Origin of the sequence: Arcanobacterium wilhelmae, assembly GCF_029632765.1 — a bacterium.
Classification (GTDB): domain Bacteria; phylum Actinomycetota; class Actinomycetes; order Actinomycetales; family Actinomycetaceae; genus Arcanobacterium; species Arcanobacterium wilhelmae.
The window spans coordinates 1,207,879-1,223,877 of record NZ_CP121247.1 but is presented as its reverse complement, the minus strand read 5'-3'; the positions used below and the strand labels follow the sequence as shown (position 1 = coordinate 1,223,877).

General features: G+C 59.3%; 15 protein-coding genes and 2 tRNA genes. 12 read left to right on the top strand and 5 right to left on the bottom strand.

Features of this window, described 5'->3' with window-relative positions; translation table 11 throughout:
- The first annotated feature begins 41 nt into the window (after positions 1-41).
- From dnaG to P8A24_RS05490, 3 genes are all read left to right on the top strand, one after another.
- A complete protein-coding gene (dnaG, locus tag P8A24_RS05500) occupies positions 42-2,000 on the top strand; it encodes a DNA primase (RefSeq protein WP_278057620.1) in 1,959 nt (652 codons plus the stop codon).
- 158 nt (positions 2,001-2,158) lie between these two features.
- Positions 2,159-2,232: transfer RNA gene (locus tag P8A24_RS05495), tRNA-Ile, on the top strand.
- 177 nt (positions 2,233-2,409) lie between these two features.
- Complete coding sequence (locus tag P8A24_RS05490) at positions 2,410-3,381, top strand: hypothetical protein (protein WP_278057619.1); 972 nt, start codon at positions 2,410-2,412, stop codon at positions 3,379-3,381.
- 108 nt (positions 3,382-3,489) lie between these two features.
- On the opposite strand, the gene ybaK is transcribed toward P8A24_RS05490, so the two are convergent.
- The gene (gene ybaK, locus P8A24_RS05485; RefSeq protein WP_278057618.1) at positions 3,490-3,984 is read right to left on the bottom strand and encodes a Cys-tRNA(Pro) deacylase; all 495 of its coding nucleotides are present in this window, start codon (positions 3,982-3,984) and stop codon (positions 3,490-3,492) included.
- A gap of 154 nt (positions 3,985-4,138) precedes the next feature.
- On the opposite strand from ybaK, the gene P8A24_RS05480 reads away from it, so the two are divergent.
- The 5 genes from P8A24_RS05480 to P8A24_RS05460 all read left to right on the top strand — a co-directional run bounded on the left by P8A24_RS05480 (position 4,139) and on the right by P8A24_RS05460 (position 6,568).
- A complete protein-coding gene (locus P8A24_RS05480; RefSeq protein WP_278057617.1) occupies positions 4,139-4,747 on the top strand; it encodes a hypothetical protein in 609 nt (202 codons plus the stop codon).
- A 35-nt stretch (positions 4,748-4,782) separates the two neighbouring features.
- Positions 4,783-5,565: a hypothetical protein gene (locus P8A24_RS05475; RefSeq protein ID WP_278057616.1), complete on the top strand. Its 783-nt coding sequence runs from the start codon at positions 4,783-4,785 to the stop codon at positions 5,563-5,565.
- 88 nt (positions 5,566-5,653) lie between these two features.
- The gene (locus P8A24_RS05470; RefSeq protein WP_278057615.1) at positions 5,654-5,896 is read left to right on the top strand and encodes a hypothetical protein; all 243 of its coding nucleotides are present in this window, start codon (positions 5,654-5,656) and stop codon (positions 5,894-5,896) included.
- A complete protein-coding gene (locus tag P8A24_RS05465; RefSeq protein ID WP_278057614.1) occupies positions 5,896-6,399 on the top strand; it encodes a hypothetical protein in 504 nt (167 codons plus the stop codon). Before P8A24_RS05470 ends, P8A24_RS05465 begins: the two co-directional genes overlap by 1 nt.
- A gap of 97 nt (positions 6,400-6,496) precedes the next feature.
- Positions 6,497-6,568, top strand: a tRNA-Asn gene (locus P8A24_RS05460).
- A gap of 422 nt (positions 6,569-6,990) precedes the next feature.
- On the opposite strand, the gene P8A24_RS05455 is transcribed toward P8A24_RS05460, so the two are convergent.
- Positions 6,991-8,196, bottom strand: a complete 1,206-nt coding sequence (locus tag P8A24_RS05455) for a Fic family protein (protein WP_278057613.1) — start codon at positions 8,194-8,196, stop codon at positions 6,991-6,993.
- 426 nt (positions 8,197-8,622) lie between these two features.
- On the opposite strand from P8A24_RS05455, the gene def reads away from it, so the two are divergent.
- From def to P8A24_RS05440, 3 genes are all read left to right on the top strand, one after another.
- Positions 8,623-9,111, top strand: coding sequence for a peptide deformylase (gene def, locus P8A24_RS05450; protein WP_278057612.1), 489 nt, complete (start codon positions 8,623-8,625; stop codon positions 9,109-9,111).
- Entirely contained in the window at positions 9,108-10,010 is a 903-nt protein-coding gene (locus P8A24_RS05445; protein ID WP_278057611.1) for a TIGR01777 family oxidoreductase, read from the top strand. The genes def and P8A24_RS05445 overlap by 4 nt, the downstream gene beginning before the upstream one ends.
- Positions 10,011-10,089: 79 nt before the next feature.
- Positions 10,090-10,596 carry a DUF3145 domain-containing protein gene (locus P8A24_RS05440; RefSeq protein WP_278057610.1) on the top strand — a complete coding sequence of 169 codons (507 nt, stop codon included), beginning with the start codon at positions 10,090-10,092 and terminating at the stop codon, positions 10,594-10,596.
- 406 nt (positions 10,597-11,002) lie between these two features.
- Here P8A24_RS05440 and P8A24_RS05435 read toward each other — a convergent pair whose 3' ends face one another.
- A complete protein-coding gene (locus P8A24_RS05435; protein WP_278057609.1) occupies positions 11,003-11,443 on the bottom strand; it encodes an acyl carrier protein in 441 nt (146 codons plus the stop codon).
- A 64-nt stretch (positions 11,444-11,507) separates the two neighbouring features.
- Between P8A24_RS05435 and P8A24_RS05430 the strand changes: the two genes are divergently transcribed.
- Positions 11,508-12,134, top strand: a complete 627-nt coding sequence (locus P8A24_RS05430) for an L-threonylcarbamoyladenylate synthase (RefSeq protein WP_278057608.1) — start codon at positions 11,508-11,510, stop codon at positions 12,132-12,134.
- 107 nt (positions 12,135-12,241) lie between these two features.
- Here the strand turns inward: P8A24_RS05430 and P8A24_RS05425 are convergent, their stop codons facing one another.
- Positions 12,242-14,056 carry an ABC transporter ATP-binding protein gene (locus tag P8A24_RS05425; protein WP_278057607.1) on the bottom strand — a complete coding sequence of 605 codons (1,815 nt, stop codon included), beginning with the start codon at positions 14,054-14,056 and terminating at the stop codon, positions 12,242-12,244.
- Entirely contained in the window at positions 14,053-15,783 is a 1,731-nt protein-coding gene (locus tag P8A24_RS05420) for an ABC transporter ATP-binding protein (protein WP_278057606.1), read from the bottom strand. The genes P8A24_RS05425 and P8A24_RS05420 overlap by 4 nt, the downstream gene beginning before the upstream one ends.
- Positions 15,784-15,999 lie beyond the last annotated feature (216 nt).

Sequence of the window (15,999 nt, the reverse complement as noted above, 5' to 3'; positions counted from 1 at the left end):
GGCACCGGCGTCGGCAACGCCTGCCCGCTAGAATGGTGGCCATGGCAGGGTTGATTAAGGCGCAGTCGCTCGAAGAGGTACGGAGCAGGGTTCATATTGAGGAACTCATTGGCGAATACGTGGCGCTTAAACCTGCCGGTGTGGGCTCGATGAAGGGGCTGTGCCCGTTCCACGATGAGAAAACGCCGTCGTTCAACGTGCGCCCGCAAATGGGGTTTTTCCACTGTTTCGGCTGTGGCGAGAGCGGTGATGCGATCGCGTTCGTGGAGAAGATCGAGCACGTTTCGTTCGTGGAGGCCGTGGAGTTTCTCGCGCGCAAAGTTGGCGTGGAGCTCGAATACGACGAGAGCCGTGGCGAGAAACGTGGACCGAGCGAGGTCACGCGTGCCCGCCTGATCGATGCCCACCGCGTTGCTGAAGAGTTTTACGTCTCCCAGCTCTCCACCCCGGAGGCGGCGCCGGCGCGCGACATGCTCGCCGGCCGCAACTTCGACGCCGAAGCGATCGCGCATTTCCGCGTGGGCTATTCGCCCAACTCGTGGGACGCCCTGCTCACCCAGCTGCGCAAGCGCGGTTTCACGGAGAAGGAGATCGCGGCCTCCGGCCTGGCGACGCAAGGTACACGCGGCATGTACGACCGCTTCCGCGGGCGCGTGATGTGGCCGATTCGTTCCGTTACGGGCGATCCGATCGGCTTCGGCGCGCGCAAGCTTTCCGACGATGACGGCGGGCCCAAGTATCTGAACACACCCGAAACCATGATTTATAAGAAGTCGCAGGTGCTCTATGGGCTGGATCTGGCGAAAAAGTCGATCTCGAAAGAGCGCCAGATCGTGGTGGTCGAAGGCTACACGGATGTGATGGCCGCCCACCTCGCCGGCGTGCCGAACGCGGTCGCCACGTGTGGCACGGCCTTCGGTAACGAGCACGTGAAGATCGTGCGGCGCCTGATGGGCGATAGCGCGAATCCGGCGGCGGGTGTGATCCTCTCCAGCGGCCGCGCGTACGGGGGAGAGGTGATCTTCACCTTTGACGGCGATAGTGCAGGCCAGAAGGCCGCGATGCGCGCGTTCCGCGAGGATCAGAACTTCGCGGCGCAAACATTCGTGGCAGTTTCTCCGGGAGGGCTCGATCCGTGCGATCTGCGCCTGAAGTATGGCGATGAAGCAGTGCGCCAGCTCGTCAAAGAGCGTGAGCCGCTGTTCGCGTTCGTGATCCGCTCGGTGCTCCGCGAGTTTCCGCTCGGTACCGCGGAGGGGCGGGCTGCGGGCCTACGCGCCGCCGCCCCGATTCTCAACTCGATCCGTGATCGGGTACTGCGCGGCGAATACGTGCGTCAGCTCGCCGGCTGGCTCGGCATGGAGGAACACGTGGTTCGTGGAGCAGTTCACGACGCTGCTCGCCACCACACGCAGATCCCGCAGCTTCCTGCTGAGGCGGAGGAGCGCCCCAATGCGCCCGTGCTCGCGGATCGCCGAACGATTCGCGATCCGATCGAGCGGGTCGAACGTGAAGCACTCGAGGTGATCGTGCAGCTGCCGGTCATGGCGGTAGCGGCTAATGCCGGCCAGTTACCTGCCGCGTCGTTCCAGGTACCGGTTCATCGCGCGATTTTCGATGCGATCCGGGCGGCAGGCGGCCCGATCGAGGCGAAGAAATATGCGGATTCTCTCGTGGAGGCGGGAGCGAGTGCCTCGGATGCGGAAAACCGCGCCGCTGGCTGGTTTGTGGAGAAAGTTGCAGAAGAATCAGACGACATCGTCCGCCGCGCGATCGTCCAACTCGCCGTGGAACCGCTCGCCCAGGCGGACGTTTCGAACCCGTGGCCGTACGTGCGCGGAATCATGATGAGCCTGATTCGTGCAGGCATTACCCGCCAGATCGCAGACGTGCGCTCCCAAATGCAACGCACTGAGCCGAACTCGCCCGAACAGGAGGCGCTGTTCAACCGGCTGATGGAACTCGAGGCACAGCGCCGTATTTTTGTGGAGGAGAGCTAGTCGCCGACGTCGGTGCGCACATCGCGCCGACGTCGGCGAGCGCCTGCCGGCACCGACGTCGCCCTGCACGCCAAACGGGTAGGTGCGACCGTGAACCGTGCTCCGGCGTCGCGCCCCGAATGGGGAAAAATGTGCAAATCGGGTAAAATCGCACCCGCGCCCCCATAGCTCAGATGGTTAGAGCAGGGAACTCATAATTCTTTGGTCCCGGGTTCAAGTCCTGGTGGGGGCACACAAAACCCCGGAATCTCAACGATTGAGGTTCCGGGGTTTCGCTCTTTGACTACCGAAGCGAGGTATTCGGGGAGGAATCGCAGCGAAAGCCTCCCTGTGATTTATGCCCACTCGTTCGCCCCCGGGTCGAATATGCACACTAGACTGGGAAACAATCCACGAGAAAGGGGCCGAAGTGACGCAGCCAGCACAAGAGCCACGCAGGTCGCGAGCGAAAACAATCGCTGCAACGCTGCTCCTCGTCACCGTCGTCGGCGGGACGGGTGCCGCCTATTACTATTCCGACGCCGGCAAGTTCGCCCGCGAATGCTCCGCGCAGCTTTCCGCCGCCGAAACGGGAAAAGACACCGTTACCCAAGCCGTTGCCAACGCGGACGCCGCACTGAAGAAAGCAAGCGAGCAGGATCTGGGCGCCTCGGCGCTCCCGATTATCGCGGACCTCACGAACGCAAAAAACGCGATCCTGCGTACGCGCCTTGTCGAACCCACCTGCAATACCACCGAGCAGCTCTCCAGGCTCACCAACCACAACGCAGAGGTCGAACGCCAGGTGAACGTGATCGACGAACAGATCGCCAAAATCGACGATCGAATCAGAGATCTCGAAACTGCGCGCATTGTCTCCAAGGCGCAACGTGAAATGACGTCGATGAAAACCGGCCTGCCGGTGATGCGCGGGCGCGCCCAAGTCCAACTGAACCGTGTGGAAGCCACACCCGAATACCTCACGATCGAGACGATCCGCACCGCCTACGATGCCCTGAAGAAAACATACGAGGAGAGCGGAAAACTCGATACGTCGACTTCTGCGAAAACCCGCGACGATGCAAAGGCGCTCACCGACCGCGCCGCTACGATTCGCACCTCGATCGACCAGCTGAACCAGCAGTTGGGCGATCTCGAGAAGACTGTGGACGACGTCGAGCGCGCCCAGGCCGAGCAACAACGCGCCGAGGACGAGCGCCGCCGGCTCGAGGAAGAGCAGCGCCGCCAGCAGGCCGAAGCGGAGCAGCAAGCCCGCCTCGACGCCGAGCGTGCCCGCCAGGAAGTCGAACGCGCCCGCCAAGAGGCCGAGCGTGCGCGCCAGGAGGCGGAGCGAAACCAGCAGGGCGGCCAGCCGTCGGGGAATAACTCCGACCGGCCGTGATACCCGCGCTGAACGCGAGATATCCGAGGTCGAGTTGCGCGCGCTTCACGGCGCGTCAGGGAGCGCGAGCCTTCGCCGTCGCGCGGGCGTCGAGTTGGCGCTGGTGAGCTAGGCGTGGTCGATGATCGCGGCGAACGTGGCGCGTGTGAGCGCTGCGAGGTCTGCTGGGGCGAGCGAGACCGAGATCGACCTCTTCCCGCCCGAGACCAGCATCGCTGGGAGTTCCTGCGCACCGGCGTCGATCACAGTGGGCAGGCGCTTATGTTGCCCGAGCGGGGAAATCCCGCCGGTGACGTACCCGGTGAGACGTTCAGCGGCCGCCGGCTCCATCATCTGAGCACGCTTGCCGCCGGCGGCTTTCGCGAGATTCTTGAGGTTGAGCCGGTGGTCGGCGGGAACGACGGCGACGACCGGTTTTCCGTCAACGAGGGTGAGGAGCGTTTTGAACACGGTTTTCGCATCGACGCCGAGGATATTTGCGGTGTCGAGCGCGTAGCCGTCGCTCATCTCGCGTGAATGTTCGTATTCGTAGACCTTGTGTGGGGTTTTCGATTTCACCAGAACGTCGATCGCGGGAGTGCCGCCGTGTGTCTTTTTCGCCATGGAACCCATTCTACGCGCGTGTGCAAGTTCGGTTTTTGGCACTGGCTGTGTTGGTGTGGGCTAGTTTTCGATGCCGATGGTGGTGGGCAAATCGTATTTTCTGGCCTGTGGAAAACTTCGCAGCGGATTTTGCGATTTTTGTTAGCCTGAGGATATGAAACGACAACTCACCGTACTTTTGATTGTGCTATTCGTGTTGGCAGCTTGCGCACGCGCCGGCTCTCCCGACGCCGGTGCCTCCGCGAGCGTGAAAGCCGCGGCTTCGGTAGCTTCGGCTGAGGAGCCGTCGCCGACGTCGGCCTACACGTTGCCGCCGCGGCCGCATGTGCCCAAGCCGTCGTTCACGCCGAGCGGCGATCGTGAGAAAGATCTGGACGCGTTCGGGCGTTACGCGCTGAAGGTCTACAGCTACACAATGGCCACGCGCGATCTGAGCCTGTGGAATGCGCTCAGTGCTCCAGAGTGCACATTCTGTAACAATACGCGCAAGGAAGTTGAGAACGGGGAAGCAGGCCAGTGGTCGCAGGTTGATTTCACGGTGAAAAAGCAGAAAACTTTTCGGGCCTATCAGCGTGAAAACGTGTACCGGTTGGACTATCTGGTGGACCGATCGGAATACACAGAATATCGTGCCACGTCAGGTGATACGACAAAGCCAGCCACTCATGCTCTCGCGCTTGGGGTACTCGAAGCCGGCGAGAATTTACGACTTATCAGTTGGGAAATCGCTAAGCCGGAAGCGTTTGGATCGAGTTTGAAATGATTACTTCAATTGTTATGGCTTTCGCCGGCTTTCACATGGAAAATATAAATTGGGACGTCGATATCATCGGCGATGATGCTGTGGCTTTCGAACTATATGGTGATGAGGAATCATCTCGGCATGACACTTCTTCGCCGCCGAACCAACGCATGCCTCAGCTTCCGCGGGCGAAGACGCCGGAGGAGATTCATTTCGAGAAGCTGGTGCACGACGCACTGTGGATCCAGAATCCACTCGCGCCGAACCCGGAGAAAAAGATTCGTAACGATGCCGGAACGTGCCTATGGTCGTTGGTGATCAAGGGCGTAGCGATCGAGCAGGCGAAGCAAATCTGTGATCCCTCCTCAGGGCCATCGAAACCTCCGAAGCCGGCCGTGCCAAGCGCCGAGGCGGTCGTCAAGCGTATCTCGGAGAGGATCGTCGAATACGTGGTCCCGGGCGAAGTCACCTGGCAGCCAGCTGGAAGCGCCTACGTCAACAAGGATGTTTACTTCGCCGCCACCACCAAAGCCTTTACGAAGCACGTTACGGTAGCCGGCGTCGGAGTGGAAATGCGTGGCGAACCGGTGTCGTTCCGTTGGAAACTCGGCGACGGTCGTGAATACACAACCACGACTCCAGGGGGTCCGTGGCCCCACGGAACCGCCCACTGGGCATACTCTCAGCCCGGAACGTACCGCCCGGCTCTCGAAGTGGACTGGCGCATCGACGTCGGGGTGGCAGGGGAGTGGCGAACCCTTCAGGCGACGACGCACACGCAGGGGAACCAGCTACGTGTCGTGGAGGCTGAAGCGGTGCTCACGCGCCCAGGCGATTAAGGCTCAAGCCAAACCGAACTGGAAGCGCGGTGCTGACCAGCGCGTCGCACACAGGGTAGTGTGGGAACGTTCAACAAAGGAGACACACATGAGCGAACAGCCCACTGAGCCGAAAAACTTGCGCGAACGCTACCGTGCGGCCAAAGCGAACCTCTCGGAAGAAGACGCCGCGAAATTCAAAAAGCAGCAGCGCATCATTTTCGCTATCGCAGCCGTATTCGGCGTGATCGTGCTGGTCCTGGGCTACTTTGCTGGGAAAGCCGCCCAGGAACGCAAATCTGAGCCGAGCTCGTCGCCCATCGTCTATTCGCAGTACTGGGAGGAAAGCTAATGTTCGGTCGTTCGCAATATCCACACTATCTGCGAAATGAGGCAGGCAAGCGGCCCACCTCTGCCGCTGAACTTGCCGATGGCCGCTGGCTCGCTACATGGCCTGAGAGTCTGGCAATTGTGAGTGCTGACGGCGCGCGCGAAGAATACGACTGGGCCGAGTTTGAATACGGGCGCTGGGACGAAGAAACCTCCGAGCTTTCGCTCGCTCTCACCCGGCGTGGCCGCGGCGAACCGATCGTGCTGGTCCTTGCCGATGGTTCTGATCCGAGCGTCGTGACAATGGTCCATGAGCGAATTGAACGATCCATCGTGCACCAGCTCGTGTGGGATCTTCCCAGCGGTCGAGTGGCGCGCGGGCAAGTGCGCCGTCGGCGCAACGAAGAACTCTTTACCGAAATCCTTTCAGTGCCGGCACACACCGAGGCCGACCGTGCCTCCCTTGCCCAGCTCGAGGTCGAACTCCGGGAAGCTGTTGGGCTACCGCTGAAGAAAAACTCGTAATGTGGCGTGCCGCACAGGTGCCGGATTTAAGCCAAAAAGTCGGCATTTTTCGTTTTGCATGCGGCGGCTCGGGTGGCTAAAATATAACTCGTTGCGATCCCGCGTAGCTCAGTGGTAGAGCATCCGACTGTTAATCGGACGGTCACTGGTTCGAATCCAGTCGCGGGAGCAGAAAGAAAAGCCTCGGCATCGCCGAGGCTTTTCTTTTGCTATTTTCGGGGCATCCTTTGGGGCCTTTAAGCCGTCGTTCCAGTCCACTCCTGTTCGAAGTGTCTGTAATGAGTCAGGAATTCACACCGACAATCTTCTGATCAAGCTACCGAAGTGGCCTAGGCGGTATCTACCGCACCATCGAACAGTAGACGAATCCTAGGAACTGATATGGAAAAACTCCATTTCAAAGAAATGGTCTTGAGTAAAATCAATTCGCTCCCTATACCCGCGGTAAAGTCACCTGCCGGTGGCGATACGGGCTACTCGAGAATTGCTTGAGCCCTACACTTTCAAGATCCTTACCGCGAGCTTGCGAATTGTAAGCAGTGGCGTGCGCCAGAACCTTCTTGGTTGGCTTCTTGACAGCGCCGCGAAGCGCTAGTACGCCCTGAGAATTCCCAGATTTTCCGCGCCTTGGGTGGATAGTCGGAGCATCACCGGCCGGCGTTTCACATACTCAATCCATCCGGCGTCATCTAGCGCGTTAAGATATGCAACCGTCGTAGGAGTCGATTTCTGGAGATATTTTCCAAGCTCGTTCCGGCTGATCGCATCATCGGCCCCAAATGCGTAGACCTGTGCCAAAATCCATAAGGTATTTTCTAGAGGCTCATCCAGATCCATACTGCGAAGCTTCTCCGAAACGACGTCAAGGGAGTGACGGCGTTCGTTCAACTGATCAAGCACCACATTTTGCGCAGCATGAATAAGCTCCAAAAAGAATGCAAGAAAATGCGTGGCCTCTCCCCGATTCAAGGGATGCTCCGCGGCAAGGAATTGCTCGTAATACTGAGCTTTTTGGCGATCGATTTGGCTTGACACCCCAAGCGCTGTAATCGGCCATCCCAGCTCAGCAATCTGCCGTGCTAAAAGAAAGCGCCCAGTGCGGCCATTGCCGTCGTAAAACGGATGCACGATTTCAAACATCAAGTGGCCAATGATGGCGCTCATCAGGCGAGAACTCGAAGGCTGTTTCCACTCGCGAATGATCGCCGAAATTCCTCGGTGAATCCTCTCTTCTGGCTGAAACCCCGTGTGCAGCGCCTTTTGAGCTGACGACATCACATGTACTGGTTGAGCGCGAAACAGCTTTCCGTCGGGGCTGTCGCTTTCGGCGACTTCTCCAGCGGTAACATCGTCATAAATTTTGCGCACGTCGGCAGGCTCGTTAAAGGGCACGTTTTCAGCTGCATCCGAAAGAGCTGTCAGAAGGTGTACAAGAGGGGACAGCCGAACCGAAGGGCTTGGCGCGGCGTCCAGAGCCTCGAGCGCTTCCTTTCTGGTGGAGTGGATTGCCTCGATACTGTTTGTTGCTACGGTTTCATCTGCAATAAGCGAGCGGATGAAATGGGCTGTGGCTCCGTTGGGGAGGTCGTGAGTGAGCGCCTGGATTCGATACGCTGCCTGGGTGATGTGGTCTTCGAGGCGAATGAGGTCTGGTGTAATCACATAGAAGAGTGGGTATTTGCCCACGTGAAAATCTAACTTGACGCAGCCGGGGCTGTTGAAGCGCCGCTGGTACTCGGCGTCGTCCTCTGGCGGACGCCTGTAGCTGAGCTTTCGAAGCTCGGGGTAGTTTTCCATGGGTAGCCGTTCGTGTGTTCGAAAAACAGTTAAATTATTCGATTTACGAATATCCTAGTCGTTTATTAAATAAAATAATAGGCAATTTTTCTAACAAGCCGGCGCCAGCACCACTCCTATTAAAAGAATTGGCCCAAATTTTGTTTGCGAAAGTTTTTTACACGCTTCGGCGGTTGGCTGTCCCGCAGATTCTGCATGAAGGGTTACCCATCCCCCAATTCAACCCAGTCTAAACTCGACTTTCCCGCGCGATATCAGGCCAAACCCCGGTAGAAACAACACGAAATGTCCAACCAAAAACTCGAGTCACAACGACTTTTCAGCCCCGAAACCCCGACACACCAACGAAAAACCCGAAGAAAAACAACACGACATGTCCTGTAGGCATCCTTTGGTTCACGTCCTACGCCGCGTTAAACTAAACGCATGGCTTATCGCGATATTCGAATTATTGGTGATCCCGTTCTGCGCACCGTGTGCGAACCGATCACGGAAATTACGCCCGGCATCCGTGCATTGGTGGACGATCTGATGGAAACCGTCAACGAGCCCGGCCGTGCAGGTCTGGCGGCAAACCAGATCGGTGTGTCCTACCGAGCATTCTCCTGGAACATCGATGGCAAGCGTGGTTATATCCTCAACCCCGAGATCGTGGATCTGTCCACCGAGGAGTACCAGGATGGCGATGAAGGCTGTCTGTCGGTTCCTGAACTCTGGTTCCCCTGCGAGCGCGCCTGGTATGCGAAGGCAGAAGGGATGGACCTCGATGGCAACAAGGTTGTGATCGAGGGTGAAGAAATTTGGGGTCGCCTGATCCAACACGAGGTGGATCACCTCGATGGTCACCTTTACATCGACCGTTTGGACCGTAAAAACCGCAAGAAAGCGCTCCAAGAGATCCGTAAGTTCTCATGAAAATCGTCATCGCGGGTGCGTCAGGCTTTATTGGGCGGCACCTGACCGCACACTCCCACAGGCTCGGCCACAGCGTCGTCCGGCTCGTCCGTGGAGATGGCGTTTCGCAACCCGGGACGGCTCCGTGGGATCCGGCGCGTGGCCAGTGTGATCCAGCGGTGCTCGCAGGTGCGGACGGCGTCGTCTGCCTGTCGGGAGCCAGCGTGCTTGGCTGGCCCTGGACGAACCGGTACCGCGAGGAACTTGTGCGATCTCGCATTACCACTGCGCGCACGCTCGTCCGAGCAATCGAGAAGCTCCCGGATTCTGACCGCCCGAAGGCGTTTCTCTGTGGATCAGCAACTGGCTACTATGGCCCGGATAACGCAGATCAATTCCTCGACGAGAGCTCCGCCCGGGGAGTGGGATTTCTCGCCCGTTTGTGCGAAGAGTGGGAGCAGGAGGCGCGTAAGGCCTCAGATCTCACACGAGTGGTCAATCTGCGTACGGGTCTTGTCATGGGGAGCGACGGAGGCATGCTCGGCCCGCTGTCACGCATCTATCGGTATGGCGGCGGTGCAACATTGGGCGACGGTTCGTCTTGGATGCCTGTGATCGGAATCCGTGATCACGTGCGCGCTGTCCTTTTCGCAATGCAACGCGAAAGCATCGTTGGTCCCGTGAACCTTGTAGGGCCGACGGCGGTGCGTAATAAAGACTTCAACGCGATGCTTGCTCGAGTTGTGCGCCGCCCTGCTATTCTTCGGGTGCCTCGCTTTGCGATCCTTGGAGTACTGGGCGACGCCGGTCGGGAGGCTGTTCTCGCGAGCGCGCGTGTGACGCCCGGGGTGCTGGACGCTGAGAATTTCGCTTTCGAGGCGCCGACCCTCGAGGAGATGCTCCGCGAGGCGCTTACGTGACTTCGCATATGAATTGTGGCATTCTTAGATAAGTGACGCCTTCAAGTGTTAAGGGGAATTTCACTTAGAGGAGGTCACAGTGAATAACAAACACACCACCCGTGGTGTCATCTTCATTCATTCAGTTACACCGGCTGTTCAACCACACGTTGAATGGGCGGTGACAAGCGTGCTTGGATATCCTGTCCACTTTGAGTGGACGAAGCAACCGGCGCTCCCTCAGATGAACCGTGGTGAAGTCTCGTGGGCTGGCGAGGTGGGCACCGGTGCCATGCTCGCATCTGCACTCGGCGGCTGGGAGCACCTTCGCTTCGAGATTACCGAGGAACCTACGCAAATTTCCGACGGCGGCCGCTGGTCGCACACTCCTGGGCTCGGTATCTTCTATGCGCAAACCGACCAGCTCGGCAACGTTGTGGTGCCAGAGAACCGCATCCGCGCAGCCATTGAAAACTCTGCCGGCGATCCCGATGAACTGCGCCGTCTCCTTGATCTCGCGCTCGGCCAGGCATGGGACGACGAGCTTGAGGTATTCCGCTACGCCGGCGCTGGCGCGCCGGTGCGCTGGTTGCACCGAGTGGGCTAACGGTCGGCATTCTCGCGCAGACCTCCGCGCGGAAAGCTGAAGGGCCAGCCGGTGGTGATCGGCTGGCCCTTTTCATCGAAGCGACTGGTGAGCGCCACCTCGGTGGTGAGAACTGGCAGGTGTGGTGAAACCGGCCAGCGGTGAATTGGTTGGGCGGCGGCCTCAACGCACAATCGGCCGCCGCCCTCTCGCACAACTGCGAGACACAGATCCTAGGTCCACGCACACAAGACCTACCATCTGCATCGAGACACTGCCTCCCACGGTGAGGTGTAGAAGCCTCGGACGCACAAACCGATTGGTGTCTCTTTCGCTTTTCGTTTGCGACACAATAAGCATATCTGTGCCGTCAACATTAGGAAAGCGTTTTGCATGGGTAGTACTACCCATCGCAGTGTTTTCCCTGCTATTTCTTGAAAAATTCGGCTAAATTGGCCAGTTCTTCGGCCAAGTCTTTGGGTGCGTCGTTGTCTGTAAAATTTTTCACGGACGTGCTGTCATTATCTTTGCGACGCCCTATTTTCGCGGCATTGTCGGCGAAACCGTCATTATCGATTTTTTCAGAACCCTGTGTGTCAGAAACCGGCTCTGCGCCGTCCTGCGCGGGCAACGGCGCATCCGAAACGGCAAGGGAAATGAAATCTGCAACTCGAGTTGCGCTGTCGATCTTGGCGTCGTCAATCTCAACCCGTGCGATACGCTCGATCGCCACAGCAACCTGCCACTTTGCGAGCCGGTCGAGCCCGAGGTCCTCAACCAAACGAGCCTCGGGCGTGAGCTCGTGTGCGCGGATCTCGGGGGCGACCTGTTCGAATGCGAGGCGTACCCGCGTGGTTGCTTCATCCATGGCTTTTATTGTACGCGAGAACCTTACGCGGGTAGTGTGGGGGTTATCCGATGGAAGGAGAGCAATGTCGCGCCTAGTAGAAATTCACCCCACAGATCCTCAGCAACGCCTGGTCGATAAGGTGGTTGATCGCCTGAGAGATGGTGGCGTGGTGGCAATGCCCACCGATTCCGGCTACGCGCTGGTCACCACAATGGGGAACAAAGATGGCCTGGAGCGTATTCGCCGGATCCGCGGCGTGGGGGAGGAGCACCACTTCACGTTGCTCTGCCACGATTTTGCCCAACTCGGCAACCTCGTGATCGTGGATAACCGTTTCTTCCGTCTGGTCAAGTCGCTTACGCCCGGCCCGTACACGTTCATTTTCAAGGGAACAAAGGAAGTACCGAAGGTCTCGCTGAACGCGAAGAAATCCACGATTGGTGCCCGTATCCCTGACCACAAGGTCACGCAGACGATCCTTGCGGCGATGGGCGAGGCGCTCATTTCCTCAACGCTGATCCTGCCTGGCGAGGACGAACTCCTCACCGAAGGATGGCGCGTACAAGACGAGCTGGGTGACGCCGTGGATCTCGTGATCGACGGCGAGATTGACGAACCGCTGCCGACGTCGGTGATCGACCTATCCTCTGGCGAGGCGATGATCGCGCGCGAGGGCGCAGGCGATCTGTCGATGTTCGTCGAAGCATAGGTTTCCCGACGACGGGGCCACCTCGCGTCGGTAGGTGTCGCATTCATTTGCATATTCACGTGGCAGGAGCTGGGGCATCGCGCCCCAGCTCCTGCCACGTGTTGCGATTATTCGCTGTCTGCGGGCCCGGAGAACTGGGACTGGTAGAGATCGTAGTAGGCACCCCTGGCCTCCAACAGAGCCTCGTGGTCGCCCATTTCCACCACGTCGCCGTCGACCATCACGATGATCATATCCGCATCGCGGATCGTCGAGAGGCGATGCGCGATCACGAACGATGTCCGCCCCACGCGTAGCTCGTTCATCGCCTTCTGGACGAGCATCTCGGTGCGCGTATCGACGCTTGAGGTCGCCTCGTCCAGGATCAGTACCGACGGATCGGAAATATAGGCGCGGGCGATCGTAATCAGCTGCTTCTCGCCGGCGGAAATATTGTTCCCCTCGTCGTCGATGCGGGTGTCGTAGCCGTCCGGGAGCTGCGCGACGAGGCGGTCGACGCCGGTTGCGCGAGCCGCGGCGACGACGTCGGCGTGGGTAGCGCCCTCGCGCCCGTAGGCAATGTTTTCCTCAATCGTTCCCTCGAACAGCCACGTATCTTGCAAAACCATACCGATCCGTTCGCGCAGCGAATCTTTCGAAAACTCGCGCGTGGAGACGCCGTCGATCGTGATCTCGCCCGATTCGATCTCGTAGAAGCGCATCAGGAGGTTCACCATGGTTGTCTTCCCGGCGCCCGTCGGCCCGACGATCGCCACCTGCTGGCCAGGGTGAACCTCGAGGTTCAGCCCGCGAATCACGGGCTTTCCTGGCTCGTAGCCGAAGTGGACGTCGCGGAAGGCGATCTCGCCCTTGCGTGATTCCTCCGAGACGACGTCGGCGTACGTCGTGTCGGCGTCGGCCTCCATCTCGGGCGTATCGAGGAAGTCGAAGATGCGCTCCCCGGATGCCGCGCCCGACTGCAACAGGTTCGCCATCGACGCCACCTGCGCCACCGGCTGGTTCAACTGGCGCGTGTACTGGATGAGCGCCTGGATTCCGCCGATGGTCACCTGGCCCGTGAGCACCTGGAAACCTCCATACACGGCGACGACGACGAACGACAGGTTGGAGACGAAGCCCATTACTGGCTGCGTAAGCTGGGAGAGCGCTTGGCCGCGGAAGCTCGCCTGGAACAGCTTCTCGTTCGACTCGGCAAACACCTCCTCGAACTGCTCCTGCAGGTTGAAAGAGGTGACGACGTCTGCGCCCGTGAAAGATTCCTCGACGATTGCCGACACATCGCCCATGGTGTGCCACTGCTTGGTGAACTGAGGCTTCGCCCGCTTAATGATGACGATCGTGGCGACCATGCCGAGCGGATACACAGCGAGGGCTGCCAGTGAGAGCGACCACGAGAGCGAAAACATGATCGCCAGAATCCCGATCAACGTGAAGATCGAGGAGAGCAGGTTGTTGAACGTCTGCATCAACGTCTGGGTGATGTTGTCGATGTCGTTCGTGACTCGCGAGAGCAGATCGCCGCGCTGTTGGCCGTCGATCCACTTCAGCGAAAGCCGATCGATCTTCTCTTGAGCCGCTGCACGCAGACGCTTGCCCATGTTCTGGATCGTCACGCGAATCAGCGCGCCTCCCACGAAGTTCGTCATGGCTGAGAAAGCGTACAGCGCTGCCACCAGCGAGAGCGTGTAGCCCAGCGCGCCGAAATCCACGCTCCCGGCTTTCATCCCGTCCACCACGATATCCGTGCCGCGCCCAAGTATCACTGGGGCGGCCACTTGGCCGATCACCGAAAGAAGAACGAGAATCGAGAGCGCGATGATACGCAGTTTTTCGTTTCCGAGCATGCGAGCGAGGCGCTTGAGGGCGCCGACGGCGTCGCGAGCCTTCGCATCCGGAGCCGCCGCTCCACGTCCGCCTCTCATGCTGCCTCCTCAGTGCTCATCTGCGAATCAACGATCTCCTGGTACACGCCGCACGTGGCATTGAGCTCCTCGTGCGTTCCGCGGCCAACCACGCCGCCGTCGTCGAGAACGATAATCTCGTCCGCGTGGCGGATGGTGGAGACGCGAGCCGCCACGATCACCACTGCCACGTTGCCGAGGTAGCGGGGAAGTCCTGCGCGCAAGCGGGCATCGGTGGCATAGTCGAGTGCCGAGAACGAATCATCGAACACAATCAGATCAGCGCCAGGCCGCCCATCAGCACCCGGGAGTGCCTTGTAGATCGCTCGCGCAATCGTCAGGCGTTGGCGCTGGCCACCGGAAAAGTTCTTGCCACCCGATTCAACCTTCGCGTCGAGCCCGTCGTCGAGCTTGGAGACGAACTCCCACGCATCCGCCGCTTTCAACGCAGTCGTGACGCGTTCGGCGTCGTAAGCCCCGCCGGCGCGGACATGGCCCGCAACGTTTGACGCAACAGTTCCCGTGAAGAGGAATGCCTTCTGTGGAATGACTGCGATACGGCTACGGAGCTCAGCTGGGTCCAGCTCACGGACGGGAATCCCGCCTGCGCGGACCTCGCCGGCCGTGACGTCGATCAGGCGAGGGAAGAGCCGCAGCAGCGACGTTTTTCCCGAGCCTGTTGAGCCGATGATCCCGAGCGTTTTGCCGGGGGAGACGGCGAGCGAGACATCGTGGAAGACGGGCGCCGATGCGCCCGGATACTGGAGTGACACATGGTCGAACTCGAACGTGAGCGGTTCGGTCGGCAGGCGGGTGGGGGTGGTGGGTGCCGCGATCGACGGCGTGGTTTCCAGGATCTCACTGACGCGCTTTGCAGAAACCTCGCCGCGCGGGAGGAGCATCGCCATCATGCCGCTCATCATCACCGACATGAGGATCATCATCAGATACGAAATGTAGGCGGTCAGCGAGCCGATCTGCATCTGCCCGTCCGCGATCCGGTGACCTCCGAACCAGACCACGGCGATCGAGCTCAAGCCCACCACAAGCTGCGACGCTGGGATCAGCACAGCCCAGAGCAAGCCGATTTTCAGCCAGGTGGAGCGCAGTTCGCTGTTGGCCTGTTCGAATTTGGTGCGCTCGGAACGCTGGCGCACGAACGCGCGGATCACACGCACACCGGTGAGCTGCTCGCGCAGGCGTGTGTTGATCGCGTCGATACGCTCCTGAAGTACCTTGTAGGTGGGAATAAGGTTGTACATCACTGTGCCGATAATCGCGAAGAGGACTGGCACTGCGATTGCGAGTACCCATGCCAGTTTCGCATCTTGCCGCACAGCCATGACCACGCCGCCGACGCCCATGATCGGGGCCATCACCATGATCGTAAAAGTCAAAAGGATGACCATCTGGATCTGCTGAATGTCATTCGTGGCGCGCGTGATCAGCGACGGAGCACCGTAACGGTGGGCGTCTGTGGCGGAGAACGACTGAACGTGGGAGAAGACGCCTCGGCGAAGTTCTCGCCCGAATGACATTGCAGTTTTCGAGCCCAAATAGATCGCACCTGCCATTGCCGTGATTTGCAACAGCGAAATCACAAGCATGAGGGAGCCCTGAGCCCAAATCAGCGACGTATTGCCGGTGAGTACGCCGTCGTCAATAATCGTGGCGTTGATCGACGGTAGCCACAAGCTGAACAGGATCTGTACGAGCTGCAGCGCCGCGATCGCCGCTACGAGGTGCATGCGGCCGTCCAAAAAGCGCCGCGTAATCCTCACTAGAGTCACGTTTCCTCAATTCACGAAAGTTATTCCGGTAAAGACTACTCCCGGCGCGACACTTTCGGCACTAGATGTAATCAAAATTTTGACGAAAGCGAACAATCTCATTGAACCTCCACCAAGTGCCGTGCAACGAAAAATGTGTGGTCGGGACCGGAAAATCCAGCCCCGACCACACAT